The 16212-nt window shown below is 61.9% G+C and carries 13 protein-coding genes and 1 pseudogene; 9 read left to right on the forward strand and 5 right to left on the reverse strand.

All coding sequences use genetic code 11. The features are described 5' to 3' along the window. The first annotated feature begins 191 nt into the window (after window positions 1–191). From mutM to ABI_RS03000, 9 genes and pseudogenes are all read left to right on the forward strand, one after another. The gene (gene mutM, locus ABI_RS02960; protein WP_006271341.1) at window positions 192–1052 is read left to right on the forward strand and encodes a bifunctional DNA-formamidopyrimidine glycosylase/DNA-(apurinic or apyrimidinic site) lyase; all 861 of its coding nucleotides are present in this window, start codon (window positions 192–194) and stop codon (window positions 1050–1052) included. A 354-nt stretch (window positions 1053–1406) separates the two neighbouring features. Next, window positions 1407–1676 carry a 30S ribosomal protein S20 gene (gene rpsT, locus ABI_RS02965; protein WP_006271342.1) on the forward strand — a complete coding sequence of 90 codons (270 nt, stop codon included), beginning with the start codon at window positions 1407–1409 and terminating at the stop codon, window positions 1674–1676. 878 nt (window positions 1677–2554) lie between these two features. Further along, window positions 2555–3976: a chromosomal replication initiator protein DnaA gene (dnaA, locus tag ABI_RS02970; RefSeq protein WP_040308523.1), complete on the forward strand. Its 1422-nt coding sequence runs from the start codon at window positions 2555–2557 to the stop codon at window positions 3974–3976. A 180-nt stretch (window positions 3977–4156) separates the two neighbouring features. After that, window positions 4157–5278, forward strand: coding sequence for a DNA polymerase III subunit beta (gene dnaN / locus ABI_RS02975; RefSeq protein ID WP_006271344.1), 1122 nt, complete (start codon window positions 4157–4159; stop codon window positions 5276–5278). Between the two features lie 197 nt (window positions 5279–5475). Next, a pseudogene (recF, locus tag ABI_RS02980) lies at window positions 5476–6578 on the forward strand (DNA replication/repair protein RecF). A gap of 14 nt (window positions 6579–6592) precedes the next feature. Further along, window positions 6593–9064 (forward strand): DNA topoisomerase (ATP-hydrolyzing) subunit B, encoded by a 2472-nt coding sequence (gene gyrB, locus ABI_RS02985; protein WP_006271348.1) that lies wholly within the window; start codon window positions 6593–6595, stop codon window positions 9062–9064. 5 nt (window positions 9065–9069) lie between these two features. Further along, on the forward strand, window positions 9070–9465 hold the full coding sequence (locus ABI_RS02990) for a peptidyl-tRNA hydrolase (RefSeq protein WP_006271349.1): 396 nt from the start codon (window positions 9070–9072) through the stop codon (window positions 9463–9465). Between the two features lie 70 nt (window positions 9466–9535). Beyond that, window positions 9536–10417 (forward strand): AraC family transcriptional regulator, encoded by an 882-nt coding sequence (locus ABI_RS02995; protein ID WP_006271350.1) that lies wholly within the window; start codon window positions 9536–9538, stop codon window positions 10415–10417. A 29-nt stretch (window positions 10418–10446) separates the two neighbouring features. Continuing rightward, entirely contained in the window at window positions 10447–10659 is a 213-nt protein-coding gene (locus ABI_RS03000) for a ribbon-helix-helix domain-containing protein (protein WP_006271351.1), read from the forward strand. An 87-nt stretch (window positions 10660–10746) separates the two neighbouring features. Here the strand turns inward: ABI_RS03000 and ABI_RS23350 are convergent, their stop codons facing one another. The 5 genes from ABI_RS23350 to ABI_RS03025 all read right to left on the reverse strand — a co-directional run bounded on the left by ABI_RS23350 (window position 10747) and on the right by ABI_RS03025 (window position 16205). Beyond that, entirely contained in the window at window positions 10747–11478 is a 732-nt protein-coding gene (locus ABI_RS23350; protein WP_006271352.1) for a vWA domain-containing protein, read from the reverse strand. Window positions 11479–11606: 128 nt separating this feature from the next. Next, a complete protein-coding gene (locus ABI_RS03010) occupies window positions 11607–12503 on the reverse strand; it encodes a hydroxymethylglutaryl-CoA lyase (RefSeq protein WP_006271353.1) in 897 nt (298 codons plus the stop codon). 10 nt (window positions 12504–12513) lie between these two features. Next, window positions 12514–13680 (reverse strand): isovaleryl-CoA dehydrogenase, encoded by a 1167-nt coding sequence (locus ABI_RS03015; RefSeq protein WP_040308524.1) that lies wholly within the window; start codon window positions 13678–13680, stop codon window positions 12514–12516. Between the two features lie 22 nt (window positions 13681–13702). After that, window positions 13703–15421, reverse strand: coding sequence for an acetyl/propionyl/methylcrotonyl-CoA carboxylase subunit alpha (locus ABI_RS03020; protein ID WP_006271355.1), 1719 nt, complete (start codon window positions 15419–15421; stop codon window positions 13703–13705). 16 nt (window positions 15422–15437) lie between these two features. Then, window positions 15438–16205, reverse strand: a complete 768-nt coding sequence (locus tag ABI_RS03025) for an enoyl-CoA hydratase-related protein (protein ID WP_006271356.1) — start codon at window positions 16203–16205, stop codon at window positions 15438–15440. Between the last annotated feature and the right edge of the window lie 7 nt (window positions 16206–16212).

Genomic DNA, 16212 nt, shown 5'->3' on the forward strand with positions numbered 1-16212 from the left:
TTTTGCCATGCGGCAAAACTTCGCTTCTCACCCCCTGGACCCCATAACTCAACAGTGCTTAATCATTTTAACTTCAAAAAACCGGGACTCTTGGGTCCCGGTTTTTTGAGGTTGAAGTTACTAATCATCGTAGAGTATCGGGGTGCAGGGGTCCGCGACCCCTGCCCTTTATATCCTTCTCGGAACCTGCCATGCCCGAACTCCCCGAAGTGGAAACTGTCCGGCGCGGGCTTGAGCCTTACCTCGACACTGCCATCCTGTCGGACGTCGAACTCCACCGTCCGAACCTCCGCTACCCGTTTCCTGAGCGGTTTGCAGACCAGCTCAATGGCGCCACGGTTCTGCGCCTGGAACGCCGGGCGAAATATCTTCTGTTTCATCTCGACATCCAGAAGATCTGGGTCACGCACCTCGGCATGACGGGCCGTTTCCAGGTCGAACAGCAGGCGCTGGACGGCAACTATTATCATGCGGTCGACACCGACAGCAAACACCGGCACGTTTCCGCCATCGCCACCCGCGACGGTGTCGCCCGCAAACTCGAATTCTTCGACCCGCGGCGGTTCGGTTTCATGCTGCTGCTGACGCCGGCCGAACTGTATGCCACGTCATGGTATCAATCCCTGGGCGTAGAGCCCCTGTCGGACGCCCTCAGCCCGGCCTACCTGCTCGACATGGCCCGGGACCGCAAGACCAACCTGAAGGCGCTGCTGATGGCCCAGGGCGGCATTGCGGGCCTCGGCAACATCTATGTCTGCGAAGCCCTGTGGCGGGCGAAGCTCAGCCCCGACCGTCCCGCCGGCAAGCTGACGCCGAAAGATGCCGAGGCGCTTACGGACGCTATCAAGACTGTCCTGGAGGAGGCTGTTGCGGCCGGCGGTTCCTCGATCAGTGACTTTACCGCCGCGACGGGTGAACTCGGCCTTTTCCAGCACAGCTTTTGTGTATACGACCGCAAGGGCCAGCCCTGCCGGCGTGAGGATGGCGGCATTATCGAGCGCAAGGTCCATCAGGGGCGTTCGACATTCTTTTGTCCGAAGTGCCAGAGGTAAAGTAGAGATTCACCCATTGGCTGGTGCCAAGAAATCCCCCCTCCGACTGCGCGCTGTCGCTTGCAGCCACCTCCCCCGTATAACGGGGGAGTATAAGATGTTAGAGATTGCTCACCTCATAAGAATGCCACGGCGTCGGTAGGCAGAGAGAGCTGTGCGTTCGTGTAGGTGCTATGGAGAAGTCCCGGTGCTTGTTAAGAATCCACCGTTGTGCATAAAATTTTCCCGCAAAAGCGAAAAGAGGCGCACAACGGATTGACCCCAATGGCGTCATCAGTTATACGCCGCGCTCTTGAAATTCTTGTCCGGGCGCTGGCCTGGGCTTATCCGCAACGTACCGTACTCAGGTGAACAATGGCCAATAACCCCGGCGCGCGCAAATCGATCCGCAAGATCGCGGCCCGTACTGAAGTCAACAAGGCGCGCCGCTCGCGCGTCCGCACCTATGTGCGCAAGTTCGAAGAAGCTCTGACCGCCGGTGACGCCACCGTTGCCCAGACCGCTTTCGTTCAGGCCCAATCCGAACTGATGCGCGCCGTTTCCAAGGGCGTGGTCCACAAGAATACCGGCGCACGCAAGGTGTCGCGCCTGGCCGCCCAGCTCAAGAAGCTGGCGACCGCCTAAGACCCTTTTTCAAAGGCGTGGCCGGTGTCCGGACCACGCCTTTTTGATGCTTTTTCTGTGACAAATCAAAATCTTTGCTACGCACATGCAGGTGTGCGGTGCGGCGAAGCTCTGTCCGTGGTGCCTGCCCGGTCAGGTTGCGTCAATCACAAAAAAAGTTTTGGTAAATGTCGTACTAATTTCTCTTTGCTGGCGAACGAGTTATCGGAGTCAATCGAAATTTCGGCGCTGCCGTGCAATTCCTTGGTTGACCCCAAAGGCCAGAACGTTAATTTGTCCTAACCCGGCCAAGTCGTCCCAACACGGATGAATTGGATACAGTAAGGGTTCCATATTGTGCTGTCGCCTGGACAGTCTACCGCCGGACAATGCCTGTCCTGCGCAGATCCCAGGAGTACAGCCAGCCGATCGTAGCAGGAGCAAGGGACGCTTGCTTTCGGCTGACTCGGACCTTCGGGTCCAAATGTTTATCTTTCGGTTCGCCATCCTGGATGGAATGGCGAGAGACTTCGGGCGGCTCGGTCCGACCGAGGTAACATAAAGACGACACCCTCTTTTCGCGTAAAAGGGGAAAAGCAGATGTTTACGTTGCGGAAACTCGTTTCCCAGGCGTTGATGTCCGGCACAAGGCGATCCTTCGCGGTTGTGCTTTCACAACGAGTACCGAATGCGGCGTGGCCTTGTGGTGAGGGAAGCGCTCGGTCGGGGTTTGGCGTCGCGTTTTCCGGATATCGGTATCGATTTCCGGTGGAAGCCAGGCTTAACAGGGTCACATTACCGTGCGTTTCCTCAGGGGTTGCTCAAGCCTCGGGAGAGTTTCGGTGATGTGCCAGAAGTAGAGTGGGTAAAATGGGGCAAACGATCGGGGCGATAAAAAAATGCCAAGCATGACAAGCTGGTCGCCGATCCTACCTGAGACGGTATGGTCTAAAGTAGCCGGGGTTCTCCGCAAAGAATTGGGAGAGGGCCCGTACAATTCGTACGTCGCGCCATCGGCCGTGAAGCCTGGTCCGTATGGCGATCCGGTGTTGGTGACGCCGACCGCCTATGCGCGTGACTGGATTTCCAAGAACGCGATCCGTCGCGCCCAGGAACTGTGGCAGCAGCACGATCCGGATGCGCGCATCCTCGATATTCTGTGTCGCGTCGACTATGATGACCAGGTCCGAACCGGTGGTATCGTGACGGCTTTGGTGCCGTCGACACCGGTGGCAGCCTCCGAACCGGTGGTGGAGGCTGTGGTGCCGGCCACCCGTATCAGTGGTCTGCAGGACCGTCTGACGTTCGACACCTTCGTGCCGGGCCGCGGCAATGAGTTTGCCTACACCATGTCGCGCCAGGTGGCGTCGTGGGCGGATGGCCACTTCAATCCGGTGTTTTTCCATGGCCCTTATGGCTATGGCAAGACGCACCTGCTCAACGCCATCGGCTGGGAAGCCCAGGCGAAGCGGCCGGATGCCCGTATCGTGTATCTGACGGCGGAAAAATTTACCTCGACCTTCGTGAAGGCGTTGATGGACAAGTCGACGTCGGCCTTCAAGGACGAGGTTCGTGGCGCGGACCTGCTGCTGGTGGACGATGTCCACTTTATCGGCGGCAAGACCTCGTCGCAGGAAGAACTGTTCCACACGCTGACCTCTCTGATCGAGAACAACCGGCGTGTGGTGTTTACGGCCGACCGTCCGCCGACACAGCTGAACGAGATCGAGGCGCGGTTACGGTCGCACCTCTCATCGGGTTTGGTCTGTGCTCTGGACGTGGCGGATCAGAGTCTGCGGATGGGCATTGTCGAGCGTAAGCTGGGGCAACTGTCACAGCGACTGGGTGTTGCCCAGTGTCCGCGGGCTGAAGTTATGCAATTTCTGGCCGATCGGGTGCCAGGGTCGATCCGTGAGCTTGAAGGCGCGGTCAATACCCTGGTGGCATCCGCCGGCGCGCGTTTAGGGAGTTTGACCTTGGAAGAAGCTATGGCGCTGTTGCAGCCCAACCTGAAAGTCGCCGTTGAGCGTCGTGTCACGGTCGATGAAATTCAGAAGCTGACGGCGGACCATTTCGGGCTGAAGCAGGCCGATCTTCTGAGCGAGCGCCGTACGCGTTCGGTGGCGCGTCCGCGTCAGGTGGCGATGTGGCTGTGTAAGCAGCATACAACGCGGTCGTATCCGGACATCGGCCGGCGTTTCGGCGGCCGCGACCACACCACCGTGCTGCATGCGGTGAAGAAGGTCGAGGAGCTGCTGCAGGCCGACGATCAGATTGCCCGGGATGTCGAGGCGCTCACCCGCAAATTGCGTAGCAATTGAGACGGGGTGTGGGGTCCGTGACCCCACAAAGCTTTTCTTCTTCCTTTTCTGGCCCTTCGCCCCCTTGGGGGCGAGGGCAGAAAAGGAAAAAGGAAGACTTGGGGCCACAGGCCCCAAACCCCGTTTGAATTTCGTGCGAATTCCTCTAAGGTCCCCGTCCCGAACTTCAGGACACAAGCGATGCAATTTACCATAGAACGTGGCGCCCTGCTGAAAGCCCTTGGCCACGTACAGAACGTCGTCGAACGCCGTAATACCATCCCCATCCTGTCCAACGTCCTGTTGTCGGCAGAACGCGGGCAGGTATCCTTCTCCGCGACCGACCTCGATATGGAAATCGTCGATACCGCCGAGGCCACGGTCAGTGTCCCGGGCCAGATCACCGCCCCTGCCCACACCCTCTACGAAATCGTCCGCAAACTGCCCGACGGCGCCGATGTCGAGCTGAAATTTTCGGCCGGCGACGATCCCCGCCTGGCCGTCTCCGCCGGCCGTTCGCGCTTTGCCCTGCCGGTTCTGCCGGCCGGCGACTTTCCCATCATGTCCAGCGACCACGAAGGCGTCTCTTTCTCGATCCTGCGTGATGACCTCAAGCGCCTGATTGACAAGACCCGCTTCGCCGTCTCGACCGAGGAAACCCGCTACTACCTCAACGGCATGTACCTCCACACCCTGTCCGAGGACGGCTCCAACTATCTGCGCGCCGTCGCTACCGATGGCCACCGCCTGGCCCTGGCCGAAATGCCCGCACCCGAGGGGTCCGCAGGCGGTCCCGGCGTCATCATCCCGCGCAAGACCATTGACCAGGCCCGTCGCCTGCTGGACGACGGCACCGGCTATGTCGAACTGACCATCTCGCCCGCCAAGATCCGCTTCCAACTGGGCAATGCCTCGCTGACCTCGAAGATCATCGACGGCTCGTTCCCCGACTACGGCCGCGTCATCCCCAAGAATAACGACAAGGTGATGATGATCGACACCGGTATCCTTGCCAAGGCCGTGGACCGCGTTTCAACCATCTCGGCGGAAAAGTCGCGTTCGGTGAAGATGGCCATCGAACCCGGCCGTCTGACCCTGTCGGTGCGCAATATCGAAGCCGGTCAGGCCGTCGAAGAAGCCGAAATCGACTATGATAACGACTCGATCGATATCGGCTTCAATGCGCGCTACATCCTGGACGTCATGGGCCAGATTGGTGGTGAACAGGTCGAGTTGCGCTTTGCCGATGCGTCGTCGCCGACCCTGGTGCTCGATCCGGCTGACAATGGCGTCCAGTACGTGCTGATGCCGCTGCGTGTTTGATGGCGGTGTTGCGCCTTTCGGGTCGCATACCTGAAGTTTTGGCGCATAAATTATGGTCTTAGGCTTCGGAAACACCGGCGGGCCAAATCCCCCCCGTCTCATTTGCTAACCGCAAATGACCACGGCACGGGCCGCCCCGCCCCCGTATAACGGGGGATATAAGGTTTTTGCATTCCTCTGCCTGGGGGACTGCTGACATGTCCATCCATCCCATCCAGGCCCTGTCACTGACCGAGTTCCGGTCCTATGAACGGCTCGACTTTCCCATCACCGGACGCAGCGTCTATCTCTACGGCCCAACGGCGCCGGAAAGACCAACCTGCTCGAAGCCATCAGCGTCCTGAACCCCGGCAAGGGCCTGCGCGGCGCCGCCTACTCAGATCTGGGCCGGCGCCCAACCGACGAAGCCCACGGCCGCCCTTGGGCCGTGCTCGCCCGCCTGCATACCGGCGAGGACGAAGTGCAACTGGCCACCGGCTCCGACCCCCGCGACCGGGCCAAACGCACCGTCCGCATCGACCAGCAAGCCGTACCGGCGGCGCAACTTCTGGATCATCTGCGCATGATCTGGCTGACCCCCGCCCAGGACCGGCTGTTCATCGAAGCCCGCAACGACCGCCTAAAATTCTTTGACCGCCTGGTCTATGCCGCCGAACCCGGCCACGCCGCCATCGTCGCCGCCTATGAAAAAGCCCTGCGCGAACGCCTGAAACTGCTGACCGAAGGCCCCGCCGACGAAACCTGGCTGACGGTGCTGGAACATAAGCTGGCCGCCAATGGTGCGCGAATGACCGAAGCCCGCCAGGCCGCCATGCAGGCGCTGCAAAACGAGATCGACGGGCACGAAAGCGCCTTCCCCAAGGCTGACCTCAGCCTGACCGGGACGATCGACACCGCCGACCTGACGACCGCCCTGATGAACGGGTTCAGACACAGCCGCGATCGTGACGGCGCCGCCGGACGGTCACTGTTCGGGCCCCACCGCATGGATCTGGCCGTCGTTCACCGCGACAAAACACGCCCGGCGGCCGACTGTTCGACCGGCGAACAGAAGGCGCTTCTGCTCAACATCATCCTGGCGCAAGGTGCCCGTCTTTCGGCCTTCAAACCCGTGCTCCTGCTGGACGAAGTAGCGGCCCATCTCGACCCCTTGCGCAGGCACGCATTGTTTGACGAGACCCATGCTTTAGGGCTACAAACCTTCTTTACAGGAACGGATTTGAGCCTGTTCGACGGCCTTTTGGGCCGCGCCCTGGGTGTCCGCGTAGAGGCGGCGCAAATCCTTGAAATGCTTGAGTAAACTGAAAGCTTCCCATGACTGATGACTCCGAAGACATCAACACCGGACTGGACGCCAACGGCCAGTCCGAATACGGCGCTGATTCGATCAAGGTTCTGAAAGGTCTGGACGCCGTTCGAAAACGTCCCGGCATGTATATCGGCGACACGGATGACGGCTCCGGGCTGCATCACATGGTCTACGAAGTGGTCGATAACGCTATCGATGAAGTGCTGGCCGGACACGCCACGCGCGTCGAAGTCATCCTCAATGTCGACGGCTCCTGCACTGTCACCGACGACGGCCGCGGTATCCCGGTCGACATCCACGAAGGCGAGGGCGTCTCCGCCGCCGAAGTGATCATGACCGAGCTGCACGCCGGCGGTAAGTTCGACCAGAATTCCTACAAGGTTTCCGGCGGCCTGCACGGGGTCGGCGTTTCCGTGGTCAACGCCCTGTCCGACTATCTCGACCTGGTGATCTATCGCCAGGGCAAGAAACATTCGGTGCGTTTCGAGCGCGGCGCTACGGTCAAGCCGCTGGAAGTCATCGGCGAGGCGCCCAAACGCGACGATGGCCGCGACTATACCGGCACCGAAGTCACCTTCTTCCCGTCCATGGCCAAAAAGGATGCCCAGGGTATGACCCTGGACGGAACCTTCTCGTTCATTGACTTCGATCGCAAGACGCTGGAACACCGCCTGCGCGAACTGGCCTTCCTCAATTCCGGCGTCTCGATCCGTTTCGCCGACCTGCGCGAGGCCGAACCGTACGAAACCCTGCTGCACTATGACGGGGGCATTATCGAGTTCGTCAGGCATCTGGACAAGGCCAAGACCGCCATTATCAAGGCGCCGGTCGCCGTGCGTGGTCACCGCGAAAAGGTCGAGGTCGACCTGGCGCTGCAATGGAACGACAGCTACCACGAGACCATGTTGTGCTTCACCAACAACATCCCGCAACGTGACGGTGGTACCCACCTGGCGGCCTTCCGTGGTGCGTTGACCCGCGTCATGACGGCCTATCTGGAAAGCTCCGGCGCCGCCAAGAAGGAAAAGGTCACCGTCACAGGCGAAGACGCCCGCGAAGGCCTGACCTGCGTCCTGTCGGTCAAGGTCCCGGACCCGAAGTTCTCGTCCCAGACCAAGGACAAGCTGGTCTCGTCCGAAGTCCGGCCGGCCGTTGAAGGCCTGGTCTATGACAAGCTGACGCAATGGTTTGAGGAAAACCCCGTCGAAGCCAAGCAGATCGTCAACAAGATCATCGAAGCGGCTTCCGCCCGCGAAGCCGCCCGCAAGGCGCGCGACCTGACGCGGCGCAAGTCGGCTCTGGATATTTCCAGCTTGCCCGGTAAGCTGGCCGACTGCCAGGAACGCGATCCGGCGCGCTCGGAACTGTTCATCGTCGAAGGCGACTCGGCTGGCGGTTCCGCCAAACAGGGTCGCAACCGTGAAAACCAGGCCATCCTGCCCCTGCGCGGCAAGGTGCTGAACGTCGAACGTGCCCGTTTCGACAAGATGCTGTCGTCCGAGCAGATCGGGACGTTGATCGTGGCGCTGGGGGCCGGTATCGGCCGCGATGACTTCAACATCGAGAAGCTGCGCTACCACAAGATCATCATCATGACCGACGCCGATGTCGACGGCGCCCACATCCGCACCTTGCTGCTGACCTTCTTCTACCGTCAGATGCCGGAACTGCTGGACAAGGGCTATCTCTACATCGCCCAGCCGCCTTTGTATAAGGTCGCCAAGGGTAAGTCGTCGCGCTACCTGAAAGACGACGCCGAACTGGACGCCTATCTCATCGAGGAAGGCAACCACGACGCCTTCCTGGAACTGCGCACGGGCGAACGCATCATCGGCGCCGATCTCGACGCCCAGGTCCGCGCCGCCAAGAGTTTCAAGGCCAGCGTCGATCGCCTGGCCTCGCGCGCCCCGGCCTTTGCCATTGAGCAAGCCGCGCTGGCCGGCCTGTTCGGCGCCGAACCGCACCTGGAACTGGTGGCCCGCCGTCTCGACCGTCTGAACCAGGACGGCGACGGTCCGTGGTCGGCCGAAGCTGGTCCGGCCGGGGGCTATGTCTTCTCGCGCACCCGCCGCGGCGTTACCGAAAAGATCGCCCTGGACGAGGCGCTTCTGCACAGCCAGGACGCCCGCCGTCTGGGCGAACGCGCTGAGGGCCTGGTCGAGCTGTTCACCGACATCTCGATCTTCACCCGCAAGGACAAGTCGACTGACATCCGCGGTCCGCTCGATCTGGTCGCCGCCGTGCTGGACGCCGGCCGCAAGGGGCTGTCGATCCAGCGCTACAAGGGCCTGGGCGAGATGAACGCCGAACAGCTATGGGAAACCACGTTGGACAAGGAGGCCCGCACCCTGTTGCAGGTCAAGGTCAACCACGCCGATGAAGCCGACGAGATGTTCTCCAAGCTGATGGGCGACCTGGTCGAGCCGCGCCGTGAATTCATCCAGGAAAATGCCCTGGATGCCGAGGTGGACGCGTAAGACCTGTGACCGAGACGGCGGCTTTGAAAATGTACGCCGTCTTCTCGCCGGCGGCGGTGAAGGCGATGAAGGGCAATCGCGGTAAGCTGGCGGCTCAGGCAGGACATGCCTATCTGCACGCCTGGTGGGATGCGCATACCCGGCATCCGGAGCTCGCGGCCGCCTATCGCAAGGGGCCGCGGGCCTTCAAGATCGCCCTGATGCCGAAGGATGAGGATGGCACCGATGAAGCCTGGTTCGACCGCCTTTTGGAGGCCTACCGCGACAAGACGGGCGTGACCAAGGTGATTGATGCCGGCTTTACCGTGTTCGAAGGCCCGACCCTGACCTGTATCGGAATCGGTCCGATCTCGGCGGAGGATCGCGAAGAGGTTCTGGCCGGGTTGCGTCCGCTTATATAGCCAAACCGCAAGATCGGTCGAGCACCCCGTGGCCTTTGGCGCCTAAATGGTTGCGCCACGGAGGAACACGATGACGGCGGCGCTTCACAACTATCATGACCGAATGCAGCGGGTGTTGGACTACATAGACCGGCATCTTGACGGTGATCTCGATCTGGACACGGTGAGCGGCGTCGCGGCCTTCTCGAAGTTCCATTTTCACCGGCAGTTTTCGGCGACGTTTGGGGTGTCCGTCCATAGCTATATCCAGTTAATCCGGATGAAGCGTGCTTCGCATCAGCTGGCCTATACCGACGCCCAAAGCGTTACGGACATTGCGATGGATGCCGGCTACGACGCACCGGATGCCTTTGCCCGCGCCTTTCGGCAAAGGTTCGGGCAGTCGCCGTCCGCGTTCCGTAAATCTCCCGACTGGGAGCTGTGGCATGCGGCCCTTGGGCCTCTCGACAAAGCCAGGAGCAAACTCATGCAGACGACCTTTACCCCCACCGACGTGACGATCCGCGATGTCCCCGCAACGCCCGTGGCGATCATGGAGCACCGCGGTGACCCGGCGACGCTGGGCGCGACGATCCAGCGGTTCATCGCCTGGCGCAAGGCGGCCAACCTGCCGCCCAAAACGAATCCGACCTTTACGGTGTGGCGTTCGGAGCGGCGCCCGGCGTCGCCGGCGGATTACAGCATCGACCTTTGCGTCGGGACCGACCAGCCGATCGCGGCCGGCGACGAACAGGTCAGGGCCGGTGAGATCCCCGGCGGACGCTGCGCGGTGTTGCGCGTCGTCGGCAATACCGACAATCTGGAGCCGGCCGCGCTTTACCTCTATCGCGAATGGCTTCCGGCCAGCGGCGAGGAGGCGCGTGACTTCCCGATCTATGGCCAGCGGTTGAGCTTCTACCCGGATGTGCCGCAACATGAAGCGGTCGCAGACGTATTCCTGCCGCTGAAGTAGAGGGGCAGATTTGAAAATGAACGCGGTCTATGATAATAATTATCATAGACCGCTTTTCTTTTAGAGATCGTCATGCCCAGCGCATCATCGAAGCGCGCGATAGCCGCCGTGAGGTCGAACTTGAGGCGTTACGCAAGGCCATAGACGAAGGTATCAACAGCGGTCCCAGCATTCCTGCCGATGAGGTCTTCGATCGCCTGAAAGCCAAATATCAGGCCATGATGGATGCGGATCGCGAATAGCCGTCGCCCCAGCACCACATCTCCGCCGTCGCTACGCTTCGTCGTCGTGCGGTCGCACTCCCCACGCAAGCGCAGGGAGTCCTGTACTCACTGCTGACGGTCTTTGACGTCTTCTTCCTTGGCCGTGGCACGGTCGGTTTCGTCAAAGGTCACCTTCGACTGACCTTGCGACTGGCCATAGCTGCGGTTCTTCTTGGCCAGGTTCTGCATTGTCGCCGTCATGCCGTCCTTGCTGACCGCCATAGTTTGGCTGGCGTCAACGCCCATGGCGCCGGCATCGGAGAACTTGGCGAATTCGGCCCCTAGGAAGACGACTTCCCAGCCGCGCGCCCGCGCCCGGTCCAAAGCCGCCTTGGCGGCGCCCTGGTTGAATTCCGTGCTCGAATTTTCCTCGCCGTCGGTCATGATGACCAGGACCGCCTGTTTTGGATTGTCCTTTTCGGCCAGGGACACCATGCGGCCGATGGCGTCATAAAGCGGCGTCATGCCGCGCGGACTGGCCTCGGCTGAGGTAATGTTGCGCCACTGCGCCGGCACGACATGGCTGCGCAGGACGTCGAATTGCAGTCCGCCCTGATGGTCGAAGACGGCCAGGGTGATTGAAGTTTTGAGGCCGGCGTCCTCAGGCGTTTCCTTGCCGAGATCGACGGCGTAGGCATTGACCGAGGTCAGGGCTTCGTCCCAGATCGACGACATGGAACCGGTACGGTCGAGCAGGATATAGGTGGATACGCTTTGCGGTGGGAGGGTGTGGGCCCGCACGGCGGCCGGGACCAGCGCCAGCAGGAACAGCGCGGCGAGCACAAGGGTTTTACGCATGGTGGCCTCCTCAGACAGGCAGGAGGCGCGATCGCCCCCACTCGCATCAGAACGCCGGGTTTGCGGCGGGGCTATGTTTGAATAACGGCGTTTTGGCTGTCAAGTGATGGCGGATTTGTGGCGGGCGGTCACCGTGGACGCATGGCCTGTCCCACTTTCGATCGCGGCGGACGGCCAAGGACACCTGAGATAAACCAGGCCGCGTCGACGACCTTAGCCAGGTCGACGCCGGTTTCCATGCCCAATCCGTTGAGCATGTACAACACGTCTTCGGTGGCAACATTGCCGCTGGCGCCCGGCGCATAGGGACAGCCGCCCAGACCGCCCACCGAGGAATCGATCGTCGCAATGCCATAGTCCAGCGAGGTCAGGATATTGGCCAGGGCCTGGCCATAGGTGTCGTGGAAATGCACCGCCAGCTTATCGGAAGAGATACGGGCGGTGACCACGTCCAGTAATTTGGCGACATCCGCGGGGGTGCCCACGCCGATGGTATCGCCGAGGCTGACCTGATAACAGCCCATTTCTAGCATTATTTGGGCCAAGTCAGCTACGGCAGCTGGATCGACCGCGCCTTCGTACGGGCACCCGAGCACACAGGAAACATAGCCACGGACATCAATGCCGTCGTCGCAAGCTTGATCGCAAACCGCTCCGAACCTTTCAACGCTTTCGGCGACCGAGCAATTTATGTTCTTCCGGCTGAAAGTTTCCGATGCAGCGCCGAAGATGGCAACCACATTGGCGCCGGCGGCTCGGGCGGCGTAATATCCCGTTAGATTGGGCGTAAGTGTTGGATAAGAGATTTTGTGCGATCGCGAAATGCCGGCCATGACCTCGGCGGCGTCGCCCATCTGAGGCACCCATTTCGGCGAGACGAAACTGGCGGCTTCGATATAACTTAGGCCGGTGGCCGACAGGCGGTCGATCAGCGCGATCTTGTCCGCGGTCGAAACCATCGCGGTTTCGGCCTGGAGACCGTCGCGGGGGCCGACTTCGTAAAGGGTGACGAATTCAGGTCTCATTTGGCGGGTCTCATTTGGTCTCTTCGAACAGTTCGCGGCCGATCAGCATGCGGCGGATTTCCGAGGTGCCGGCACCAATCTCATACAGCTTGGCATCGCGCCACAGCCGGCCGACCGGGTATTCGTTGGTGTAGCCATTGCCACCCAGGCATTGGATGGCCTCGCCAGCCATCCAGGTCGCCTTTTCGGCGGCGTAGAGGATGCAGCCGGCGGCGTCCTTGCGGGTGGTTTCACCGCGATCGCAGGCCTGGGCCACGGCATAGACATAGGCGCGGCAGGCCGCCCAGGTCGAATACATGTCGGCGACCTTGCCCTGCATTAGCTGGAAGGTCCCGATGGCCTGGCCGAACTGTTCCCGGTCGTGGATGTAGGGGATGATGGCGTCGAGGCAGGCGCGCATGATGCCCAGCGGTCCGCCCGACAGGACCACGCGTTCGTAGTCGAGACCTGACATCAGCACGGCTGCACCTCGACCTTCCGTACCCAGAACATTGTCGTAGGGCACCTCGCAGTCTTCGAAAACCAGCTCGCCGGTGTGCGATCCGCGCATGCCCAGCTTGTCCAGTTTCTGCGCAACCGAGAAGCCGGTGAAGTCTTTTTCGATCAGGAAGGCGGTGATGCCTTTGGAGCCGGCGTCCATATCGGTTTTGGCGTAGACCACCAGGACGTCGGCGTCGGGGCCATTGGTGATCCACATCTTGGAGCCGTTGAGGACATAGCGGTCATTCTTGCGATCGGCGCGCAGGCGCATCGACACCACATCCGAGCCGGCGCCGGTTTCCGACATGGCCAGCGCCCCGACATGGTCGCCGGAGATCAGTTTGGGCAGGTATTTCGCCTTCTGTTCGGGCGTGCCGTTGCGGTTGATCTGGTTGACGCACAGATTGGAGTGGGCGCCGTACGACAGCCCGATGCTGGCCGAGGCGCGCGAAATCTCTTCCATGGCGATGACGTGGGCCAGGTAGCCCATGGCGGCGCCGCCATGGATTTCCGGCACGGTCAAGCCCAGCACACCCATATCGCCCATGGCCTTCCACAGGTGCATGGGGAACTGGTCGTCCCGGTCGGTGTCATTGGCCAGGGGCACGATCTCGACCTCGGCAAAACGGCGCACGCCTTCGCGCAGGGCGTCGATGTCCTCGCCGTGGCCGAAGTTCAAATGGGGGAAGTCCAGCATATTATGTCCTTTAGGATTTGGCCTATTCGATTTCCACCAGCAGCGCCTTGTCGCCTACCTGATCGTCGGTGCGGACATGGACGGCCTTTACGGTGCCGGGACGGGCGGCCTTGAGGGTATGTTCGATCTTCATGGCGCCCAGGATCAGCAGCTTCTGGCCCTTGTCGACCGTGTCGCCGGCGGCGACGAAGACGTCGATGACCTTGCCCGGCATGGGGGCGTGGACCTCGCCCGGCGCGATGCCGGCCTCGTCGGCGTCGCGCACAGCCAGGTGCAGGTGCGGCCGCGGGGGCAGGTTGACCCACCAACCCGTTGTGTCGTTCCACGGAGAACCCGGATCGGTCGCGACGGCGTGGGCGGGCGGCGCGGCGTCAGGCCACGGCTGGGTCAGGCGGTCGATATGGCGGGCGATAAAGCCGGTATCGATATGGGCGGCGGCAAATTCGGGATCGCTGACCACGCGGCGCAGGAAGCCGAGGTTGGTGGCCAGGCCCCTCAGCCGTGTTTCGACCAGGACCTCGCGCATGCGGGCCAGGGCGTGGGTCCGGTCGCGGCCATGGACGACCAGCTTGGCGATCATCGGGTCGTAAAAGACGCTGACCTCGTCGCCCTGTTCGACGGCGCTCTCGACACGTGCCCAGGCAGGAAATTCGAGTTGGGTCAGACGACCGGTCGCCGGCAGGAAGTCGTTCTGCGGATCCTCGGCGTAGAGGCGGGCTTCGATGGCATGACCGTGTATGGCCAGGTCATCCTGGGCTTTCGGCAGGGGTTGGCCCGACGCCACGCGCAGTTGCCACTCGACCAGGTCCAGTCCGGTGATCTCCTCCGTGACGGGGTGCTCGACCTGGAGGCGGGTGTTCATCTCCATGAAGTAGAAGGGGGCGTTTTCGATGCCATTGCCGACGTCGACGATGAACTCGACCGTGCCGGCGCCATGGTAACCGATAGCCTGTGCGGCGCGGACCGCGGCCTGGCCCATGGCGGCGCGAAGGGTTTCCGGCAGGTTGGGGGCCGGCGCCTCTTCAATGACCTTCTGGTGGCGGCGTTGCAGGGAACAATCACGTTCGAACAGATGTACGACCTGGCCGTGCTTATCGCCGAAAACCTGGATCTCGATATGGCGAGGCACCTCAATGTATTTCTCGATCAGCACCTTCGGGTCGCTGAAGGCGTTCTGGCCTTCGCGCTGGGCCGAGGTCAGGGCATCGGCAAAATCTTTGGCACGATCGACCCGGCGCATGCCCTTGCCACCGCCGCCGGCGACGGCCTTGATCAGGACCGGCCAGCCGATGCGTTCAGCTTCCGAAAGCAGTTTGTCCGGGGACTGATCATCGCCGTGATAGCCGGGCGTGACCGGCACACCGGCCTGCGTCATCAGGGCCTTGGCAGCCCCCTTCAGCGCCATGGCCGAGATGGCTTCGGGGGTGGGGCCGATAAAGGTCAGGCCTGCGGTTTCACAGGCGCGAGCGAACTCGACATTTTCCGACAGGAAGCCGTAGCCGGGGTGGATGGCCCGGGCGCCGTGTTCGACGGCCACGGCGACGATACGGTCGCCGCGCAGGTAGGAGTCGGACGCCGCCGCCGGGCCGATCAGAGCGGCGTCGTCGGCTTCGCGGACGAAGGGCGCGTGTTTGTCGGCCTCGGAATAGACCGCCACGGTGCGCACGCCCATCCGCTTACAGGTTCGGATGATGCGCCGGGCGATTTCACCGCGGTTGGCGATCAGAATCTTAGAGAACATCAGACATCCCCCATCGTCAAACGTCCCACTGCGGTTTGCGCTTGTCGAGAAACGCGCCAATGCCTTCGCGGCCTTCGTCGCTGGCCCGGCGGGCAGCGATGCGGCTGGCGGTCTTTCCGGCGATGTCGGTGCCCTTGTGGGCGATATCGCTCAGCAGATCCTTGATATCGGCGACAGCGGCGGGGGCCGCTTCGACAAACGCCTGGATGAGCGGCTGTGCGGCGACCTCAAGGTCGTCGGCGACCTGATGCACCAGGCCGATGCGCAGGGCCTCGGTGGCGTCGAAACGCTCGCCGCTCAGCATATAGCGCCGCGACGCCGACATGCCGATCTTGCTCAGCACGAAGGGCGAGATCACCGCCGGAATCAGGCCGAGCCGGACCTCGGTCAGGCCGAACTGTGTGCCCGGCGCGGCGACGACCACGTCACAGCAGGCGGTCAGGCCGACGCCCCCACCGAAGACGCCGCCATGGACCAGGCCGATGACCGGCTTGGGGCAGGCATTGATCGTTTCGAACATCTCGGCCAGGCCGCGGGCGTCTTCGCGGTTCATCTCTTCGTCCTGCTCAGCGGCGCGGCGCATCCAGTTGAGATCGGCGCCCGCCGAGAAGCTGCGGCCGGCGCCGTTCAGGACGATGACACGGATGCCGTCCTGCTTGCCCAGGTCGGAAAAGGCCTCCTTCAGGTCGCCGATCATGCCTTCGTTGAAGGCGTTGTGGACCTCGGGGCGGTTCAGGGTAACGCGGGTGACGCCCTGAGCGTCGCTGTCGATCAGAATGGACATGGTAGCC

The organism is Asticcacaulis biprosthecium C19, from assembly GCF_000204015.1.
Classification (GTDB): domain Bacteria; phylum Pseudomonadota; class Alphaproteobacteria; order Caulobacterales; family Caulobacteraceae; genus Asticcacaulis; species Asticcacaulis biprosthecius.

What these genes read in the sequence shown, in the direction of transcription:
- dnaA (WP_040308523.1), top strand. Translation starts at nt 2,555, where the DNA reads ATGCCAAGCATGACAAGCTGGTCGCCGATCCTACCTGAGACGGTATGG.
- ABI_RS03025 (WP_006271356.1), bottom strand. Translation starts at nt 16,205, where the DNA reads ATGTCCATTCTGATCGACAGCGACGCTCAGGGCGTCACCCGCGTTACC.
- rpsT (WP_006271342.1), top strand. Translation starts at nt 1,407, where the DNA reads ATGGCCAATAACCCCGGCGCGCGCAAATCGATCCGCAAGATCGCGGCC.
- ABI_RS03015 (WP_040308524.1), bottom strand. Translation starts at nt 13,680, where the DNA reads ATGCTGGACTTCCCCCATTTGAACTTCGGCCACGGCGAGGACATCGAC.
- ABI_RS03010 (WP_006271353.1), bottom strand. Translation starts at nt 12,503, where the DNA reads ATGAGACCTGAATTCGTCACCCTTTACGAAGTCGGCCCCCGCGACGGT.
- ABI_RS02995 (WP_006271350.1), top strand. Translation starts at nt 9,536, where the DNA reads ATGACGGCGGCGCTTCACAACTATCATGACCGAATGCAGCGGGTGTTG.
- mutM (WP_006271341.1), top strand. Translation starts at nt 192, where the DNA reads ATGCCCGAACTCCCCGAAGTGGAAACTGTCCGGCGCGGGCTTGAGCCT.
- dnaN (WP_006271344.1), top strand. Translation starts at nt 4,157, where the DNA reads ATGCAATTTACCATAGAACGTGGCGCCCTGCTGAAAGCCCTTGGCCAC.
- ABI_RS03000 (WP_006271351.1), top strand. Translation starts at nt 10,447, where the DNA reads ATGATAATAATTATCATAGACCGCTTTTCTTTTAGAGATCGTCATGCC.
- gyrB (WP_006271348.1), top strand. Translation starts at nt 6,593, where the DNA reads ATGACTGATGACTCCGAAGACATCAACACCGGACTGGACGCCAACGGC.
- ABI_RS23350 (WP_006271352.1), bottom strand. Translation starts at nt 11,478, where the DNA reads ATGCGTAAAACCCTTGTGCTCGCCGCGCTGTTCCTGCTGGCGCTGGTC.
- ABI_RS03020 (WP_006271355.1), bottom strand. Translation starts at nt 15,421, where the DNA reads ATGTTCTCTAAGATTCTGATCGCCAACCGCGGTGAAATCGCCCGGCGC.